This window comes from Streptomyces decoyicus (assembly GCF_019880305.1).
GTDB lineage: Bacteria > Actinomycetota > Actinomycetes > Streptomycetales > Streptomycetaceae > Streptomyces > Streptomyces decoyicus.
Genome location: NZ_CP082301.1, coordinates 3,203,202 through 3,219,249 on the forward strand (window position 1 = coordinate 3,203,202; position 16,048 = coordinate 3,219,249).

A 16,048-nucleotide genomic window follows, 5' to 3' on the forward strand; every position below is an offset into this window, starting at 1 on the left:
CCGGGACCGGTCGGCCTGTACGAGTACGAAGAGGAGCACGAAGAAGACCAGCGCGGGGATGGTCGTCACGGTCGATGCTGCCATCATCGCGCCCCGCTCGTTCCCCGCTCGTTCCGGTTCGGCGTGAAGGTGCGGAGGACCGGCCGTGCCAGGGCAGGGTGGAGTGCACGGTGGTGCCGGTGAGGGACGTGGCGCACAGCAGTGCGGTGGCGCGGGGCCGGAGATGACCAGCGCAAGCGGGCGGGGGCGGTGACCAAACCGCGCAATTCAGGGAAGATCACGGGCGGTTGTGCCCCGGCACCGGGCGGTTGTGCCCCGGCACCGGACCGTTGCCCGCTCACGGGCCGGAAGGCAGCCACCCGCTCACCCGCCGAAAACAGCCGCCCGCTCGCCGGGCACGGAAGCGGCCACCGGCCCAGGCGGGGTTTCCCGCCGGAAGACCTCCTGACGGGAATGCCGACGGGCCCGGTCCACGCGGGGACCCGGGCCCGTACCCGAGGCGGAACGCCGCCACCTGATGACGGACGACTGCGCCCGGCGGCTCTGCGGCACTTCGGCTCCGCTGTGCTCACGCGGCGGCAACCAGCCGTGGCCGGCCGGGCGTCACGGCCTGCGGCTGCCTACTTCTTGCCGCCGTCCTTGCCGCCCTTGTCCTTGTCGCCACCGGCGCCCATGGACTCGAAGATCTCCTTGCACATCGGGCAGACCGGGTACTTCTTCGGATCGCGGCCCGGGACCCAGACCTTGCCGCACAGCGCCACGACGGGGGTGCCGTCGAGCGCGCTCGCCATGATCTTGTCCTTCTGGACGTAGTGGGCGAAGCGCTCGTGGTCGCCGTCGCCGTGCGACACCTGCGGTGTCGGCTCTACGAGGGTCCCCGTACCTGCCCCGCGCTCGGGCTCAAGAGTGCTCATAACAGCCAAGGGTACTCACGCGCGCCGCAACCCGGGAGCGTCGGCCCGCCGCCAGGTGGAGCGCGAGACCCGTCGCCGCCACCCCGGCGGCCACCCACGGCAGCGCGTACGGCGCCAGCCCCGCCCCGAGCGCCAGCCCGCCGAGCGCCGAGCCGACCGCGCTGCCCAGATAGAGGGCCGAGTTGTTCAGGGCGAGGGCGATGGTGCCGCGCTCGGCGCGCAGCGCCAGCAACCGGTGCTGCTGGGGCACCTGAAGCGCCCAGCCCGCCGCACCCCACGCCACCAGCGCGACCACCGCGCCGGGCAGCGCAGCGGCGGCCAGCACCGGCAGCAGCGCCAGCGCCGGCACGATCACCGCCAGCACCCCTCCGGTCAGCATCCGCGCCCGCCCCGTGCGGTCCACCAGCGGCCCGGCCAGCACGCTGCCCAGCACCCCGCCGGCGCCCCAGGCCCACAAGTACGGGGCCACCTCGCCGACACCGCCCGCCGCGGCCAGCACCGGCGCAAGGTAGGTGTACAGCCCGAGGCTGGCCACCGCGGCCAGGAAGGACACCGCCACGACGGGGGCCACCGCACGGTCCGTGAGGGCCGCCAGCCGGGCGCGTACCGGCACCACGGGCTCGGCCGGGACCGGCGGCAGCAGCGCCGCCAGCCCGGCCAGCGCGCCGGCGCCGAGCCCCGTCAGCAGCCACATCGTGGCCCGCCAGCCGGTGTGCTCGGCCAGCAGTACCCCGATCGGTACGCCCAGTACGGTGCCCGCGCTCATGCCGCCCATCACCAGGGCCAGTGCCCGGCCGCGCCGCTCGGGCGGCACCAGTGCGGCGGCCGCCGCCGTGGACAGCGCCGAGTAGACCCCGGCACCGGCCCCCGCGACGCCCCGGGCGAGGAGCAGCGTCCCCAGCGAGGGGGCCAGCGCCGTCGCGCTGTTGCCGAGCGTGAAGACCGCCAGCGCGGCCAGGATCAGCGCACGGGGCCGTACGCCGGAGAGCAGCCCGGCGACCAACGGCGCGGAGAGCGCGTACGCCAGGGTGAAGACCGTGACCAGTTGGCCGGCCAGCGACACCCGGGTCCCGATGTCGTCCGCCAGGACCGGCAGCACCCCGGCCATCACATACGCGTCCAGACCGAGGGTGAAGGCCCCCAGCGTCAGCAGCCCGACCTTGCGCACCGTGCTCAACTCCCGTGATCGTCCGGGGTACTGGGGAGGTCCCGTCCCCGGGGTGAACCGACGGGTGAAACGTAGGGAGTCTCCGGATGCCCGGGGAAATGCCCGGCGGGGTGCACTTATGCTGGCGCGGCATGAATGACGACAGCACACTCCACGGCCTCGACGGCATCGAACTGCGGCATCTGCGCGGCTTTGTCGCCGTCGCCGAGGAGCGCAGCTTCACCCACGCCGCCGACCGGCTGCGGATCGGCCAGCCCGCGCTGACCCGGACCGTGCGCGCGCTGGAGAGCGCCCTGGGGGCCCGGCTGCTGGACCGTACGACCCGCCGGGTCGAGCTCACCGACGCCGGCCGCCGGCTCTACGCCGATCTCGCCCCGCTCCTGCCCCGGCTGGCCGCCGCGCTGCGCTCGCCCACCGGGCCCGCACCCCTGCGGCTGGGGTTCACCTCGCTGCTGCCCGCCGCCTGCACCGCGCTCACCGCGGAGTTCGAGGCGGCGACCGGGGCCGGGGTGCGGCTGGTGCGCCGGGACTCCCCGCTCGCCGGGCTGGAGACCGGGGATGCGGACATCGTGGTGCTGCGCGGCGAGGTCCCCCGGGACGCCGGGCTGCGCACCACGGTCCTGCTCCATGAGCCACGGGTGGCCGCGGTGCCCCGTACACCGCTCGCGGCGGGAAGCCGTACGGCCGGGCGCGCGCCGGGCCACGCCGGAAAAGACGGCCTCACGGCGGCCCAGGCGGCCGCCCTTCGGGCCGTGGTCCGGCGCCGGGTGCTGGACTGGGCCGAGCTGGCCGAGCTGCCGCTGGTGGTGAACACCGTCACCGGCAGCACCCGGCCCGAGCTCTGGCCCACCGGCCGGCAGCCCCAACTTGCCTGCACCGCGGGAAATTTCGATGAATGGCTGGAAGCAGTCGCCGCCGGGCACGGGGTCGGGGTGGCCCCGGAGCCGGTGGCCCAGCGGCACACCCACCCGGGGATCCGCTACCTCCGCCTGAAGAACGCGCCGGCCGTGCCCGTCCACCTGGCGCTGCCCGCCCGCGACGCCCATCCGCCGGCCGAGCGCTTCTTCGCCCTGGGAGCCCGGAGCCGGGCGACGGCCGGTGAGGGGCCCACCACTCCTGGCGGGTGCTCCCCGGACACGCCCTAGGTGTATTGATCACGAGCGTTGTTAACAGTCGCCAGGCTTGATCAATGGCGAAGACCTCCGGTGTGGTGGAGGTGTCTAGGCTTCACCACACAACGGAGGTCTTCGTGTCCCACCGTAATGCCCGGCTCACTGTTCACGGCAGGAGGCTGCTGGTCGACCGTGTTCGGTCCGGTCGGCCCGTGGCTCATGTGGCAGCCGAGATGGGAGTCTCACGCACCACAGCTCACAAGTGGGTCCGGCGGTTCGTGGCGGAAGGCGATGTGGGGCTACGCGACCGCGCCAGCTGTCCGCACAGCACCCCGCACCGCACCTCGGCAGCAGACGAGGCACGCGTGTGCCACCTACGCACAAGCCGCAAGCTCGGACCGGCCCGCATCGGGCCGATTCTGGGAATGCCCGCCTCCACCGTGCACCGCGTCCTGACCCGCCACGGTCTGAGCCGCCTGGCCTTCATCGACCGGCCCACCGGGCAGGTCATCCGCCGATTCGAACGTGACCGCCCCGGCGAACTGGTCCACGTCGACGTGAAGAAATTCGGCCGGATCCCCGACGGTGGTGGCCACAAGGTCCTCGGCCGCCAAGCCGGCCGTGTCACCCGCAGCAGCATGGGCTTCGACTACGTCCCCTCCGCCGTCGACGACCACACCCGCCTCGCCTACAGCGAGGTCCATGGCGACGAGAATGCCACCACCTGCGCGGCCTTCCTCGACAGGGCCGCAGCGTTCTTCAAGACCGCGGGCATCGACCGCATCGAACGTGTCCTGACCGATAACGCCTGGCCCTACCGCAAGAGCTTTGCCTGGCGCGAGGCTCTGGCCCGTCCCGGCGCGACAGGCAAGCTCACACGTGCCTACCGGCCACAGACCAATGGCAAGGTCGAACGCTTCCATCGCACCCTGGCCGACGAGTGGGCTTACACCCGGCCCTACACCAGCAACGACGAACGCACAGCAGCCCTGCCAGGCTTTCTTCACACCTACAACCACCACCGCTGCCACACCGCACTCGCAGGCCAGCCACCCATCACCCGCGTGAACAACCCTGCGGGTCAATACACCTAGGAAGCCACCGCCATCCCGCCCCGCGCCCCGGCCGTCAGGCCCAGCTTCGCGGCGAATGCCAGCGCGGCGTCCGGCCGGACCTCGTACCAGGAATCCTGGCCGCAGACCGCGTCCAGGAGCGTGCTGATGTCCTCGGCGCCGACGCTGCGGGCCTCGGCTGCGGCGAGAAAGGCCCGGACCGCCGCCAGGGCGTCGACCTCGGTCTCCGTGCGGGCCACGAGGTCCTCGACGATGTCCCGGACCGCGTCGTCACCGGGCGCGACCCAGCTCATGGCCATCTCCAGGCCGTCGTCGGGCATCTTCTCGGGGTACGGCGCGCGGGCCCAGGCGCCGTCCTGCCACCAGTAGACGAACCCGAAGAGATTGCCCTCGGCGTCCTCGCGCAACTGCTCCCAGGGCAGCCATTCGGGGCCGCCGTCCAGGAAGTCGATCTGCCGGCTGCCGCTGTGCGTATGGCTGCCGTCCGAGTCCTGGCCGCACAGCAGGGCCCGGCCGTCCTCGAACGTCTTCAGCCGCCACCAGTAGCTTCCGCCGCCGTTCCAGCACTGCAATCCCAGCTCGCCCCAGGAGAATTCGTCCCCGTCGTCCATGGCGGCCGCCACTACCGCCAGCGTCGCGGCGCGCGCCCACAGGCGCTCCGGGTGATCCAGGTCCTCGGGCACACTCGGCCTGTGCATGGCGCTCTCCCCCGCTTGTCCAGCGCGGTCCCGCCGACGCGACCGCGCACCGTCCCCTGTCGTCTCGAACGATAGCGACGAGGGCTGACAATTCCCCATGACGAAGCCGTCACAATAATCAAGTCGTCAACAAAAATGTGGCGACGCCGACATGCCCGTCGTCCGCCGCGATCCGGATCCCGGCCACGCCCCTCACCCGCCCGGGAACGGCGCGAAACGGATCCCGACGAGGGTCAGTTCAGCGACGGATCGTCCGGATATGTGGCCACCATCGCCAGCTCGTTGCGCTGCCGGCGCAGCACCGCGCGCCACAGCTGTTCCGGGTCGGGCGAGGAGACATCGCCGGGCTCGGACTCGACGACGTACCAGGCACCGTCGACCAGTTCGTCCTCCAGCTGGCCCGGCCCCCAGCCCGCATAACCGGCGAAGATCCGCAGGCTGCCGAGCACCGCCGCGAGGAGTTCCGGCGGGGCCTCCAGATCGACCAGGCCGATCGCACCGTGCACTCTGCGCCAGCCCAGCGGCTCGTCACCCGATTGGACGTCCGCCCGGTCCGCGGCCGGCACGCCGGCCGTCTCCGCGCCGCCACCGTTGGCCAGGGCGCCACTGTCCACCGACGGGATACCGCCCTCACCGGACAGCCCGCCGGGCACCACGGCCACCCCGAGCGCCGAGTCCAGCGACACCGGGCCGCCCTGGAAGACCACCCCGGGCTCACCGGCCAGCGCGGCCCAGGGTGCGAGGATGTCGGCGACGCCGACCGGCGTGGGGCGGTTGAGGACCACGCCGAGGGAGCCCTCCTCGTCGTGGTCGAGGAGCAGCACCACCGCGCGGTCGAAATTCGGATCGGCGAGCGCGGGGGTCGCGACAAGAAGCCGCCCTGTGAGCGAGGACACCTCGGTCATGGCCACATGATCCCGCACTTCTGCCCGGAGCGGGGAGTCAACGCCCGGACCCGGCCGAGAGCAGGGCAGGGCGTACGGCGGCAGCACCGGCGCACAACGTCGGCGCCGGATAGGCCATTCAAGACATTCCCCCGCATTTTCAGTCAAAGGGCGATTACAGATCAAAGGCGGATCGTAGCGGAGCGTGTTGTGGCAAAGCCATTACATGCACAGAGGCTGCACGGGCCTACGGACTCACCCCCGCCCGCCCTTACCATTTCAGCTTGGCCCCTGCCCGTCTCCAGGAACGCGAGATCCATGACCGTCTCTACTGACGACGTACTGCTTGTCCACGGCGGCACCCCGCTCGAGGGCGAGATCCGGGTTCGCGGTGCGAAGAACCTTGTGCCGAAGGCCATGGTCGCCGCCCTGCTCGGCAGCGGCCCCAGCCGGCTGCGCAATGTGCCCGACATCCGCGACGTACGGGTGGTGCGCGGGCTGCTCCAGCTGCACGGCGTCACGGTGCGCCCGGGTGATGAGCCGGGCGAGCTGATCCTCGACCCGTCGCACGTGGAAAGCGCCAACGTCGCGGACATCGATGCGCACGCGGGCTCCTCACGGATCCCGATCCTCTTCTGCGGCCCGCTGCTGCACCGGCTGGGCCACGCCTTCATCCCGGGCCTGGGCGGCTGCGACATCGGCGGCCGGCCGGTCGACTTCCACTTCGACGTGCTGCGCCAGTTCGGCGCGACGATCGAGAAGCGCGCCGACGGGCAGTACCTGGAGGCCCCGCAGCGACTGCGCGGCACCAAGATCCGGCTGCCGTACCCGTCGGTCGGCTCCACCGAGCAGGTGCTGCTGACCGCCGTCCTGGCCGAGGGCGTCACCGAGCTGTCGAACGCCGCCGTGGAGCCGGAGATCGAGGACCTCATCTGCGTACTGCAGAAGATGGGCGCGATCATCTCCATGGACACCGACCGGACGATCCGGATCACCGGTGTCGACAAGCTCGACGGCTACACCCACCGCGCCCTCCCGGACCGCCTGGAGGCGGCCTCCTGGGCGTCCGCGGCGCTGGCCACCGAGGGCAACATCTACGTCCGCGGCGCACAGCAGCGGTCGATGATGACCTTCCTCAACACCTTCCGCAAGGTCGGCGGCGCCTTCCAGATCGAGGACGAGGGCATCCGCTTCTGGCACCCGGGCGGCCTGCTCAACGCCATCGCCCTGGAGACCGACGTCCACCCCGGCTTCCAGACCGACTGGCAGCAGCCGCTGGTCGTCGCGCTGACCCAGGCGTCGGGCCTGTCGATCGTGCACGAGACGGTCTACGAGTCCCGGCTCGGCTTCACCTCCGCGCTCAACCAGATGGGCGCGCACATCCAGCTCTACCGGGAGTGCCTGGGCGGCTCCGCCTGCCGCTTCGGGCAGCGCAACTTCCTGCACTCCGCGGTCGTCTCCGGGCCCACCAAGCTCCAGGGCTCCGACCTGGTCATCCCCGACCTGCGCGGTGGCTTCTCGTACCTGATCGCGGCGCTGGCGGCGCAGGGGACCTCCCGGGTGCACGGCATCGACCTGATCAACCGCGGCTACGAGAACTTCATGGAGAAGCTCGTCGAGCTGGGCGCCGATGTCGAACTGCCGAACGGCGCACTGCCCAACTGAGGGCGGACGACGCCCGGCCGAGGGCGGAGCACTGACCAACTGAGGGCTGAGGTGCGGTTTGCACCGCTCCCCCGCCCCACCCGCGCGCCCTGCCTCCCCTCCCCCCGGAGGGGAGCCAGGGCGCGCGGCGTATCGCGGGACGGGGCAGGACTCCGTACCGCGAAGCCCCAGCTCAGCCCTCCGCCACCAGCACCGGCTTCTCGTGCGGGGTGACCGTGCACCGGGCGCCCGGTGTCAGGCCGCCCGCCTCCCAGCTGGGGACATCGGCCTTGAGCTGGACGCCGGTCTCGGTGGTCAGGTGCAGACGGGTGGTGGCGCCCAGGAAGGTCGCCACCCGTACGGTCGCGGACATCCCCTCCGCGCCCGCGTCCGTACGGATGGCGAGGCCTTCCGGCCGTAGCAGTACGTCGACCGTACGGCCCTCGGTGCCCGGCGCCGCCCCGTGGATGGGCAGGCGGCGGCCGAACAGTTCCACCACCCCGCCGTCCCGGACCGTCCCGGGCAGGCGGTTCATGGTGCCGACGAACTCCGCGACGAACGGTGTCGCCGGGCGCTCGTACAACTCGGCGGGTGCGGCGCACTGTTCGAGCCGTCCGCCCTGCATCACGGCGACGCGGTCCGCCATGGACAGCGCCTCTTCCTGGTCATGGGTGACGAAGACGGTGGTGATGCCGAGTTCGAGCTGGATGCGGCGGATCTCCTCGCGGAGGCTGAGCCGCACCTTGGCGTCGAGCGCGGACAGCGGTTCGTCGAGGAGGAGCACGCGCGGCCGGACGGCGAGCGCGCGGGCCAGGGCGACGCGCTGCTGCTGGCCGCCGGAGAGCTGGTGCGGATAGTGGTCCTCGCGGCCGGGCAGGCCGACCAGTTCCAGCAACTCCGCGGCGCGGGCGGTGCGTTCTGCGGTGGAGGACTTGCGGACCCGCAGGCCGTAGCCGACGTTCTGGGCGGCCGTCATGTTGGGGAAGAGGCTGTAGGACTGGAAGACCATGCCGATGTCGCGGCGGTGCGCGGGGACGTGGGTGACGTCCTGGCCGTCCATGGTGAGCTCGCCGCTGTCGGCGGTCTCGAAGCCCGCGACGATGCGCAGCGCGGTCGTCTTGCCGCAGCCGGACGGGCCGAGCAGGGCGACCAGCTCGCCGGGCGCGATGTCCAGGTCGAGGCCGTCCAGCGCGGTGGTCGCGCCGAATTTCCGGCGCAGCCCCTTGAGTTGTACGGGTACGGTCATGACGTCTTCCTTTGCCGGCGGGTACGACGGGTCCGTCCGCCCGCCAGGAGGGTGAGCAGAAGCAGCAGGCCCCAGGTGAGGAAGAGGCTCAGCATGGCGGCGGCCCCGGCGAGTTCGGCCTCCTCGATGCCGACCTCCACCATCCACACGGCGAACGGCCGGTAGCCGAGCACGGAGGCCACGGTGTATTCGCCGAGCACCATGGCCAGGCTGAGGACCGCACCGCTGACGACGGCGGGCCGCAGATTCGGCACGACCACCCGCCCCAGGGTCATGAGCCGTCCGGCGCCCAGGCTGCGGGAGGCCTCGACCAGCGTCTTGAGGTCGACGGCGCGCAGTCCGGCGTCCAGCGAGCGGTAGAGGAACGGCAGCGACATGACGGTGTAGAGCAGGACGAGAACGAGCGGGAAGTGCTCGTTCTGGATGACCATCAGGGTCTGGTAGAAGGGCGTCCGCGCCAGGCCGGGTGCCCAGGACAGCACCGTGTTGACGCCGGCGACCAGCGCGATCGGCGGGACGACCAGCGGCGTCATGCACAGGATCTCGACGAGCGGGCGCAGCCGGGGCAGCCGCAGATGCACGACGACCATGGCGGGGACGACCAGCAGCAGCCCCAGCGCGACGGTGGCCAGGCCCAGTTCGACGGAGAGCAGCAGGCTGCCCAGCATGTCTCCGGAGACCAGATGGCCGGTGTAGACGTCGAGCGAGAAGCCCTTTACGGGGTCGTCGACGGTGAACCAGAGGGACGCGGCGACGGGGATCGCGAAGTAGAGGAACGCCACGAGGAGGACGACGAGGCGTCCGTAGGGGCGGCGGCCGCGGGCGGGGGGTGCGGGGCGCTGCCCGGGGGCGCGGTCCGAGGGCGGTGCCACGGGTGGCTGCGCGGCGGTGGTCATCCCAGCCATCGGGCACTCCTGCGCTGTAGCGGTATCTGTACGGCCATCACCAGCAGCGCGATGACGACCATGTTGAGGCTCATGGCGAGGGCCAGGTTCTCCTGGCCGACCAGGACGTTTCCGGCCAGTGCGTTGGAGATCTGCACGGTGATCAGCGGCACCGAGCTGCCGACCATGACGGCGGCGGTGGCGTGCGAGGCGAAGGCGGTGCCGAAGAGCAGCACCGCGCCGCCGAGCAGTGAGGGCAGCAACACGGGGATGCCGATGTGCCGCCAGAACTGGCCGCGGGTGGCGCCGCAGGAGGCGGCGGCCTCCCGCCACTGGGTGCGCAGCCCGTCGAGCGCGGGCAGCACGGTCACCACCATCAGCGGGATCATGAAGTAGAGGTAGGCCAGCACCAGTCCGGCGGTGGTGTAGAGGCTGAAGCCGGTGCGGTCCAGGGACAGCAGCCGGGTGAGGGTGCCGGTGGTGCCCAGCGTCGCGACGAACGCGAAGGCGAGCGGGGCGCCGGAGAAGTTGGCGAGCACGCCGGAGGCGGCGACCACGGCGCGCCGCAGGGCGGGGCGCCGGGAGCCGACGACGGCCTGGGCGATGAGGGTGCCGAAGAGCGTCGCCAGCAGGGCGCAGATCAAGGAGAGCTGGACGCTGCCGCCGAGGCCGGTGGCGTAGATGCCCTTGAGCGACTGGCGGACGTTGTCGAGGGTGGCGTGGCTGTCGCCGGTGGCCGGGTCGGTGGCGGTGAAGGCGCCGTACACCAGGGCGCCGGCCGGCAGGCCGAAGCACAGGGCGAGGAAGGCGAAGAACGGGACGACGGCGGGCCAGTGGAGGCGGCCGGTTCTGCGGGTCGGGCGGCCGGGCGGGCCGGCGGCCGTCGTGGGTCGGTCACTCATGCGCGGGAGGTCTCCAGGGGGCGGGGAGGGGGTGTGTGGGGGGTCAGCCGACGGCCTTGCCCCAGCCCTCGTTGATGGCCACCTTGGCGGCGTCCTCCTGTTCCGGTGTGGGGAACCGGGGGGTGCCGTGGACCTCGGGGAGGCGGGCGGCGGCCTTCTTGTCGGCGGTGCCGTCCTTCTCCATCCGGTCGAGGAGGGCGGGCCGGGAGTAGCCCCGCAGCCAGATGTTCTGGCCCTGGGGGCTGTAGAGGAATTCGAGCCACAGGCGGGCGGCTGCGGGGTGCGGGGCGTAGGCGTTGATGCCCTGGTTGTAGTACTGGGAGTACTGGCCGTCGGACGGCACGGTGACCTTCCAGTCGACGCCCTTGGCGGTGAGTTCCTTGCGGTAGCCGAGGTTGAGGTAGTCCCAGTCGAGGGAGATCGGGGTCTCGCCCTTGCGGATGGTGGCCGGCGAGGACTCGACCGGCACGAAGTTGCCGCGCTGCTTGAGCTTCTTGAAGAACTCCAGGCCGGGCCGGACGTCGTCGAAGGAGCCGCCGTTGGCGAGCGCGGCGGCGAAGAGCGCGGAGAACGCCGAGGACGACTCGGCCGGGTTGCCGTTGAGCGCGACCTTGTTGCGGTACTCCGGCCGCAGCAGTTCGGCGAGGGTCCTGGGGCACTTCTTGACGGCGTGGGCGTCGCAGCCGATGGAGATGTAGCCGCCGTAGTTGTTGAGGTACGAGCCGTCGGCCTGTTTCTGCGCGCGGGGGATGCCCGGCCAGCCGGTCACCTTGTACGGCGCGAGCAGCCGCTTGCCCTGGGCGTTGCGCATGAACGCGGTGCCCAGGTCGAGGGCGTCGACGGCGCGGTCCTGGCCGCGGCGCTTGTCGGCGGCGCCGAGGGCGAGCTGGCTGCTTCCGCCGGGGTTCTCGTTGTTGACCTCGATGCCGTACTTCCGCTCGAAGGTCTTGATCATCTCGCCGTAGTTCGCCCAATCGGGGGCCAACGCATAGACGTTGAGCCGGCCCTCCTTCTTGGCCGCCTTGACGAGCGCGCCCATGCCGCCGAGGTCGGCCGCCGACCGGGCGGTGGCCGCCTTGCCGGTGACAGCGGCCGGGGCATAGCCGCAGCCGCCGGCGGCCGTGGCGGCCACAAGGACCGCGATGCCGACGGCGAGCGCCCGGCGCGCGGGGGCCGGTCGGGGTCGCTTCACTGGTTACTCCTGGATCTTTGGCAGCCCACCTGTATGAACAAGCTGCCGTCAGTAAGCCCCGTCAAACTAACCGCAAGATGGACTCGAAATAAACCCCTGGCGACATAAAAACCGCAGGTCATAAGCGTTATAATGGAAAAGGTTTAGAGTTTGGCGCAGTGGTTAGACGCATACCCCGTGACTGCGTGGATATCTACACCTGTGCACAGCTGACCCGATCGTTCCGACCCTGTCCGCAGCCCCGGAGCCAGACCGCCGGCCACGTCCTGACCAGGCCGCGAGGAGCCCTGTTGACCCGACGCCACCAACAGATCGCCGAGGCCCTGCGCCGGGAGATCACCGACGGGCGGCTCCCGGTGGGCAGCGCACTGCCCTCGGAGACCGAACTCGCCGCCACCCACGGCGTCTCGCGCGGCACGGTCCGCCAGGCGCTGTCCGCGCTGCTCGCCGAAGGCCTGATCGGCTCCCGCCAGGGCGCCCGGCATCTCGTACTGAGCACCGCGCCCAGCCAGAGCTTCACCGAACTGCGCAGCTTCGCCCAGTGGGCGCACGCGGGCGGCCACACCCCCGGCGGCCAGGTCCTGGAGAGCGACCGGGGCACCGCCGACCGGGAGGAGGCCGCGCTGCTGCAACTGGCGCCGGGCGCCGAAGTGCTGCGGGTGCTGCGGCTGCGGACCCTTGACGGCGAGCCGGTGTTGCTGGAGCGCACGGTCTACGCGGGCTGGATCGCCGAGGCCGTCGAGGAGCTGCCGGCCGCCTGCGAATCGGTCACCCAGGCGCTCCTGGACTCGTGCGGCCTGGTTTTCGCCCACGGCGAGCACCACTTGGACGCCCTCGCGGCGGGCACCGTGGACGCCCGGGAGTTGCGGGTGCGACGGGGCAGCCCGTTGCTGCGCGTACGCCGCACCACCACCACCGCGGAGGGCCGACCGGTCGAGACCTCCGACGACCGCTACCGCCCCGGCGCGGTGGTCTTCACCGTCCGCAACTCCACCCAGGCCAACCCGCTGGCCCGCACCCAGGCCGACTGACCCCGGGCCCCCGCGCCCCGGCCCCGCCCCTTCGCCACACCCTCGACGCCCCAACGCCCTCACGCCTCACGCCCTCACCAGCGAACTGCGAGCCCGCCGATGCCCGTGATCCCCCCGCCGCCCGCCCGCACGCTCCCCGCGGCCCTGCTGTGCGACATGGACGGCACTCTCGTCGACACCGAGCACCAATGGCTGGACGCGGTGGCCGGGTTCCTGCGGGAGCAGGGCCTGGCGGCCACGGACGAGGTGCTGGCGGACTTCGCCGGGGCCCCGGTCGACGCCGCCGCCGAGCGCCTGGTGCACACGTACGGGGTGCGCCTCGGTGTCACCCGGACGGCCGCCCGGCTGGACGAGGACTTCACCGCCCGGGTCGCATCCGGCGTCACCGTCCAGCCGGGTGCGCTGCGGCTGCTGGACCGGGCGCGGGCGCTGGGCGTCCCGGCCGCCCTGGTCACCGCCTCCGAGCGGCATGTCGCCGATCTGGTGCTGCGCACGCTCGGCGCGCACCGCTTCGCGCTGTCGGTCACGTCGGGCGAGGCGCCGCGCGGCAAGCCGCACCCGGACCCCTATCTGGCCGCCGCGGCCGGTCTCGGCGTCGCCCCCGCGGACTGCCTGGCCGTCGAGGACACCCCCACGGGCGCCGCGGCGGCGCTGGCCGCGGGCTGCCGGCTGCTGGCCGTACCGAGCGTGCCGGGCATCGTGCCCGGTCCCCGTACGGCCGTGGTGGCCTCTCTGGAGGACGTGGACCTGGCGGACTTCCCGTTCCCCCGGCCCGCCTGATCCCGGCGGGCACAGGCCGCTCCGGACGGGCGCGGGCCGTTCCGCGGGGCAGCCCCCGGGCGTGACCCCAAACGGAACCCCGGGCAGGACCCCGTGGCACACGAAAAGGCGGCCATCCCTGGGAGGGATGGCCGCCTTTTATGCCGTTCTAGGGGTATTACTTGCCCTTGGCGGCTTCCTTGAGCTTGGAGCCCGCGGAGACCTTCACGCTGTAGCCGGCCGGGATCTGGATCGGGTCGCCGGTCTGCGGGTTGCGCGCGGTGCGAGCGGCACGGTGGGTGCGCTCGAAGGTCAGGAAGCCGGGGATGGTGACCTTCTCGTCGCCCTTGGCGACGACCTCGCCGACCACCTCGGCGAGGGCGGCCAGAACGGCGTCGGCGTCCTTGCGGGTCACCTCGGCGCGATCGGCCAGAGCGGCCACCAGCTCACTGCGGTTCATGTTTGTACTCCCGTGTTCTTCTTGCCAATGAGGCGTGAGATCGAAGCCGATGCTGCCAGGGTCCTCGGACAGTCCCCGGACCCGGGTCTGGTGCCAGACCCTCGCGCCCGATTACGCATCCTGCCCCCACCTGCGGCGGTAAAGCCAATCCGGCACCCAGGAGGGTCACACGAAAAGCGCCACTGCCTCGTTAGTGGTGACGCTCCGTATCATTCCCGCTCCGGGCCGGCCCCACAGGGCGGCGGTCGCTTGCTGCCCGCCACCCTATGGGGGCCCCAACGGCGGCGTGTCCAGCGACGCGCCGTACTCAGACCGCCGTGGCAGCCGTCACAGCCGGGTCGCCGCTCTTCGCCGCTTCCCGGACCGCTCCGGCCACCGCGCCCGCGACCTTCTCGTTGAAGACGCTGGGGATGATGTAGTTCGGGTTGACCTCGTCCTCCAGGACGACATCCGCGAGGGCGCCGGCCGCGGCCAGCATCATCTCGGTATTCACCGTACGGGAGTGTGCGTCCAGCAGGCCGCGGAAGACGCCGGGGAACACCAGGACGTTGTTGATCTGGTTCGGGAAGTCCGAGCGGCCGGTGGCCACGACGGCGGCGGTCTGCCGGGCGACGGCCGGGTCGACCTCCGGATCGGGGTTGGCGAGTGCGAACACGATCGCGCCCTCGGCCATCTTCGAGACGTCGTCGCCGTCCAGGACGTTGGGCGCGGAGACGCCGATGAAGACGTCCGCGCCGACCACGGCCTCCTTGAGGGTGCCGGTGACGCCCTCCGGGTTGGTGTTGTCGGCGATCCAGCGCAGCGGCGAGTCCGGGTCGGCGTCGACCAGGTCCGTACGGCCGGCGTGCACCACACCGTGGATGTCGGCGACGACGGCGTGCCGGACACCGGCCGCGATCAGCAGTTTGAGGATGGCCGTACCGGCCGCACCGGCGCCGGACATCACGACCCGCACGTCCTCGGTCTTCTTGCCGACGACGCGCAGCGCGTTGGTGAGCGCGGCGAGCACCACGATGGCGGTGCCGTGCTGGTCGTCGTGGAAGACCGGGATGTCCAGGGCCTCGCGCAGCCGCGCCTCGATCTCGAAGCAGCGGGGGGCGGAGATGTCCTCCAGGTTGATGCCCGCGAAGCCGGGGGCGATGGCCTTGACGATCTCCACGATCGCGTCGGGGTCCTGGGTGTCCAGGCACAGCGGCCAGGCGTCGATGCCGGCGAAGCGCTTGAAGAGGGCCGCCTTGCCCTCCATGACGGGCAGCGCGGCCTTGGGGCCGATGTTGCCGAGGCCGAGGACGGCGGAGCCGTCGGTGACGACCGCGACGCTGTTGCGCTTGATCGTCAGCCGGCGGGCGTCCTCGGGGTTGTCGGCGATGGCCTGGCACACGCGGGCGACGCCCGGGGTGTAGATCATCGACAGGTCGTCACGGTTGCGGATGGGGTGCTTCGACGACATCTCGATCTTGCCACCGAGGTGCATCAGGAAGGTACGGTCGGAGACCTTGCCGAGCGAGACGCCCTCGATGTGGCGCAGCTGCTCGACGATCTCGTCGGCGTGGGCCGTGGAGGTCGCCGCGATCGTGACGTCGATGCGGAGCTTTTCGTGTCCGGACGCCGTGACGTCGAGGCCGGTCACCGAGCCTCCGTGGGACTCTACGGCCGTGGTGAGCTGGGAGACCGCGGTTCCGCTCGCGGGCACCTCCAGCCGGACCGTCATCGAGTAGGAGACGCTGGGCGCCGTTGCCATGGCCGACTTCCTCTGCTTTCACCGTGTCGCTGGATTGCCGTCCGATCGTCGCACCTACCGCGCAGTACGCGGTAGCCGCCCCGCATTGCGAACATTTTGTTCGCGGGCGCGCGCACCTTCGGAAAACGACTTCCACCATACGAGAAATTGCCTACGCAGCAAAGAGGCCCACGTCACCAGGTGACGTGGGCCTCTCGGAAGTCAATGACACCGACCCGCCATGCTCGCCTCGCGGCAAGTGGTCGCTCGTAGCGACGATGGTTGGGCCCGGGGGCTTGGATCGGGCCGGTGCCGTCACCAAGGCTAACAAACCAACCCCGGAAGCGAATCCCGTCCCGCG

Annotated in this window: 15 protein-coding genes; 5 read left to right on the forward strand and 10 right to left on the reverse strand. The window is 71.6% G+C overall.

What is annotated here, in order from left to right; translation table 11 throughout:
* Positions 1 to 620: 620 nt before the first annotated feature.
* Positions 621 to 914, reverse strand: coding sequence for a DUF3039 domain-containing protein (locus K7C20_RS14010; RefSeq protein ID WP_026169910.1), 294 nt, complete (start codon positions 912 to 914; stop codon positions 621 to 623).
* Positions 901 to 2,082 carry an MFS transporter gene (locus K7C20_RS14015; protein WP_053209764.1) on the reverse strand — a complete coding sequence of 394 codons (1,182 nt, stop codon included), beginning with the start codon at positions 2,080 to 2,082 and terminating at the stop codon, positions 901 to 903. Before K7C20_RS14015 ends, K7C20_RS14010 begins: the two co-directional genes overlap by 14 nt.
* A 131-nt stretch (positions 2,083 to 2,213) precedes the next feature.
* Here K7C20_RS14015 and K7C20_RS14020 point away from each other — a divergent pair, with 131 nt between their 5' ends.
* Positions 2,214 to 3,227, forward strand: coding sequence for a LysR family transcriptional regulator (locus K7C20_RS14020; RefSeq protein ID WP_053209746.1), 1,014 nt, complete (start codon positions 2,214 to 2,216; stop codon positions 3,225 to 3,227).
* Positions 3,228 to 3,331: 104 nt separating this feature from the next.
* On the forward strand, positions 3,332 to 4,288 hold the full coding sequence (locus K7C20_RS14025) for an IS481 family transposase (RefSeq protein WP_222892712.1): 957 nt from the start codon (positions 3,332 to 3,334) through the stop codon (positions 4,286 to 4,288).
* On the opposite strand, the gene K7C20_RS14030 is transcribed toward K7C20_RS14025, so the two are convergent.
* Positions 4,285 to 4,965: a hypothetical protein gene (locus K7C20_RS14030; RefSeq protein WP_053208911.1), complete on the reverse strand. Its 681-nt coding sequence runs from the start codon at positions 4,963 to 4,965 to the stop codon at positions 4,285 to 4,287. The genes K7C20_RS14025 and K7C20_RS14030 overlap by 4 nt on opposite strands.
* Positions 4,966 to 5,198: 233 nt before the next feature.
* Entirely contained in the window at positions 5,199 to 5,870 is a 672-nt protein-coding gene (locus K7C20_RS14035) for a YqgE/AlgH family protein (RefSeq protein ID WP_053208912.1), read from the reverse strand.
* Positions 5,871 to 6,167: 297 nt separating this feature from the next.
* Here K7C20_RS14035 and murA point away from each other — a divergent pair, with 297 nt between their 5' ends.
* Complete coding sequence (gene murA / locus K7C20_RS14040; protein WP_053208913.1) at positions 6,168 to 7,514, forward strand: UDP-N-acetylglucosamine 1-carboxyvinyltransferase; 1,347 nt, start codon at positions 6,168 to 6,170, stop codon at positions 7,512 to 7,514.
* Between the two features lie 172 nt (positions 7,515 to 7,686).
* Here the strand turns inward: murA and K7C20_RS14045 are convergent, their stop codons facing one another.
* The 4 genes from K7C20_RS14045 to K7C20_RS14060 are packed head-to-tail and all read right to left on the reverse strand — an operon-like array spanning position 7,687 to position 11,717.
* Complete coding sequence (locus tag K7C20_RS14045) at positions 7,687 to 8,739, reverse strand: ABC transporter ATP-binding protein (RefSeq protein WP_030083416.1); 1,053 nt, start codon at positions 8,737 to 8,739, stop codon at positions 7,687 to 7,689.
* Complete coding sequence (locus K7C20_RS14050; RefSeq protein ID WP_030083417.1) at positions 8,736 to 9,644, reverse strand: ABC transporter permease; 909 nt, start codon at positions 9,642 to 9,644, stop codon at positions 8,736 to 8,738. The genes K7C20_RS14045 and K7C20_RS14050 overlap by 4 nt, the downstream gene beginning before the upstream one ends.
* Positions 9,632 to 10,525: an ABC transporter permease gene (locus K7C20_RS14055; protein ID WP_053208914.1), complete on the reverse strand. Its 894-nt coding sequence runs from the start codon at positions 10,523 to 10,525 to the stop codon at positions 9,632 to 9,634. The genes K7C20_RS14050 and K7C20_RS14055 overlap by 13 nt, the downstream gene beginning before the upstream one ends.
* 43 nt (positions 10,526 to 10,568) lie before the next feature.
* Positions 10,569 to 11,717, reverse strand: coding sequence for an extracellular solute-binding protein (locus K7C20_RS14060; RefSeq protein ID WP_409351307.1), 1,149 nt, complete (start codon positions 11,715 to 11,717; stop codon positions 10,569 to 10,571).
* A 290-nt stretch (positions 11,718 to 12,007) separates the two neighbouring features.
* On the opposite strand from K7C20_RS14060, the gene K7C20_RS14065 reads away from it, so the two are divergent.
* Together K7C20_RS14065 and K7C20_RS14070 are read left to right on the forward strand one after the other, a co-directional pair.
* A complete protein-coding gene (locus K7C20_RS14065; protein ID WP_053209857.1) occupies positions 12,008 to 12,748 on the forward strand; it encodes a GntR family transcriptional regulator in 741 nt (246 codons plus the stop codon).
* A gap of 99 nt (positions 12,749 to 12,847) precedes the next feature.
* Positions 12,848 to 13,528: an HAD family hydrolase gene (locus K7C20_RS14070; protein ID WP_053209858.1), complete on the forward strand. Its 681-nt coding sequence runs from the start codon at positions 12,848 to 12,850 to the stop codon at positions 13,526 to 13,528.
* A gap of 157 nt (positions 13,529 to 13,685) precedes the next feature.
* On the opposite strand, the gene K7C20_RS14075 is transcribed toward K7C20_RS14070, so the two are convergent.
* Together K7C20_RS14075 and K7C20_RS14080 are read right to left on the reverse strand one after the other, a co-directional pair.
* Complete coding sequence (locus K7C20_RS14075) at positions 13,686 to 13,967, reverse strand: HU family DNA-binding protein (RefSeq protein ID WP_030083433.1); 282 nt, start codon at positions 13,965 to 13,967, stop codon at positions 13,686 to 13,688.
* A gap of 307 nt (positions 13,968 to 14,274) precedes the next feature.
* Positions 14,275 to 15,708: an NAD-dependent malic enzyme gene (locus tag K7C20_RS14080; RefSeq protein WP_030083434.1), complete on the reverse strand. Its 1,434-nt coding sequence runs from the start codon at positions 15,706 to 15,708 to the stop codon at positions 14,275 to 14,277.
* Positions 15,709 to 16,048: the final 340 nt, after the last annotated feature.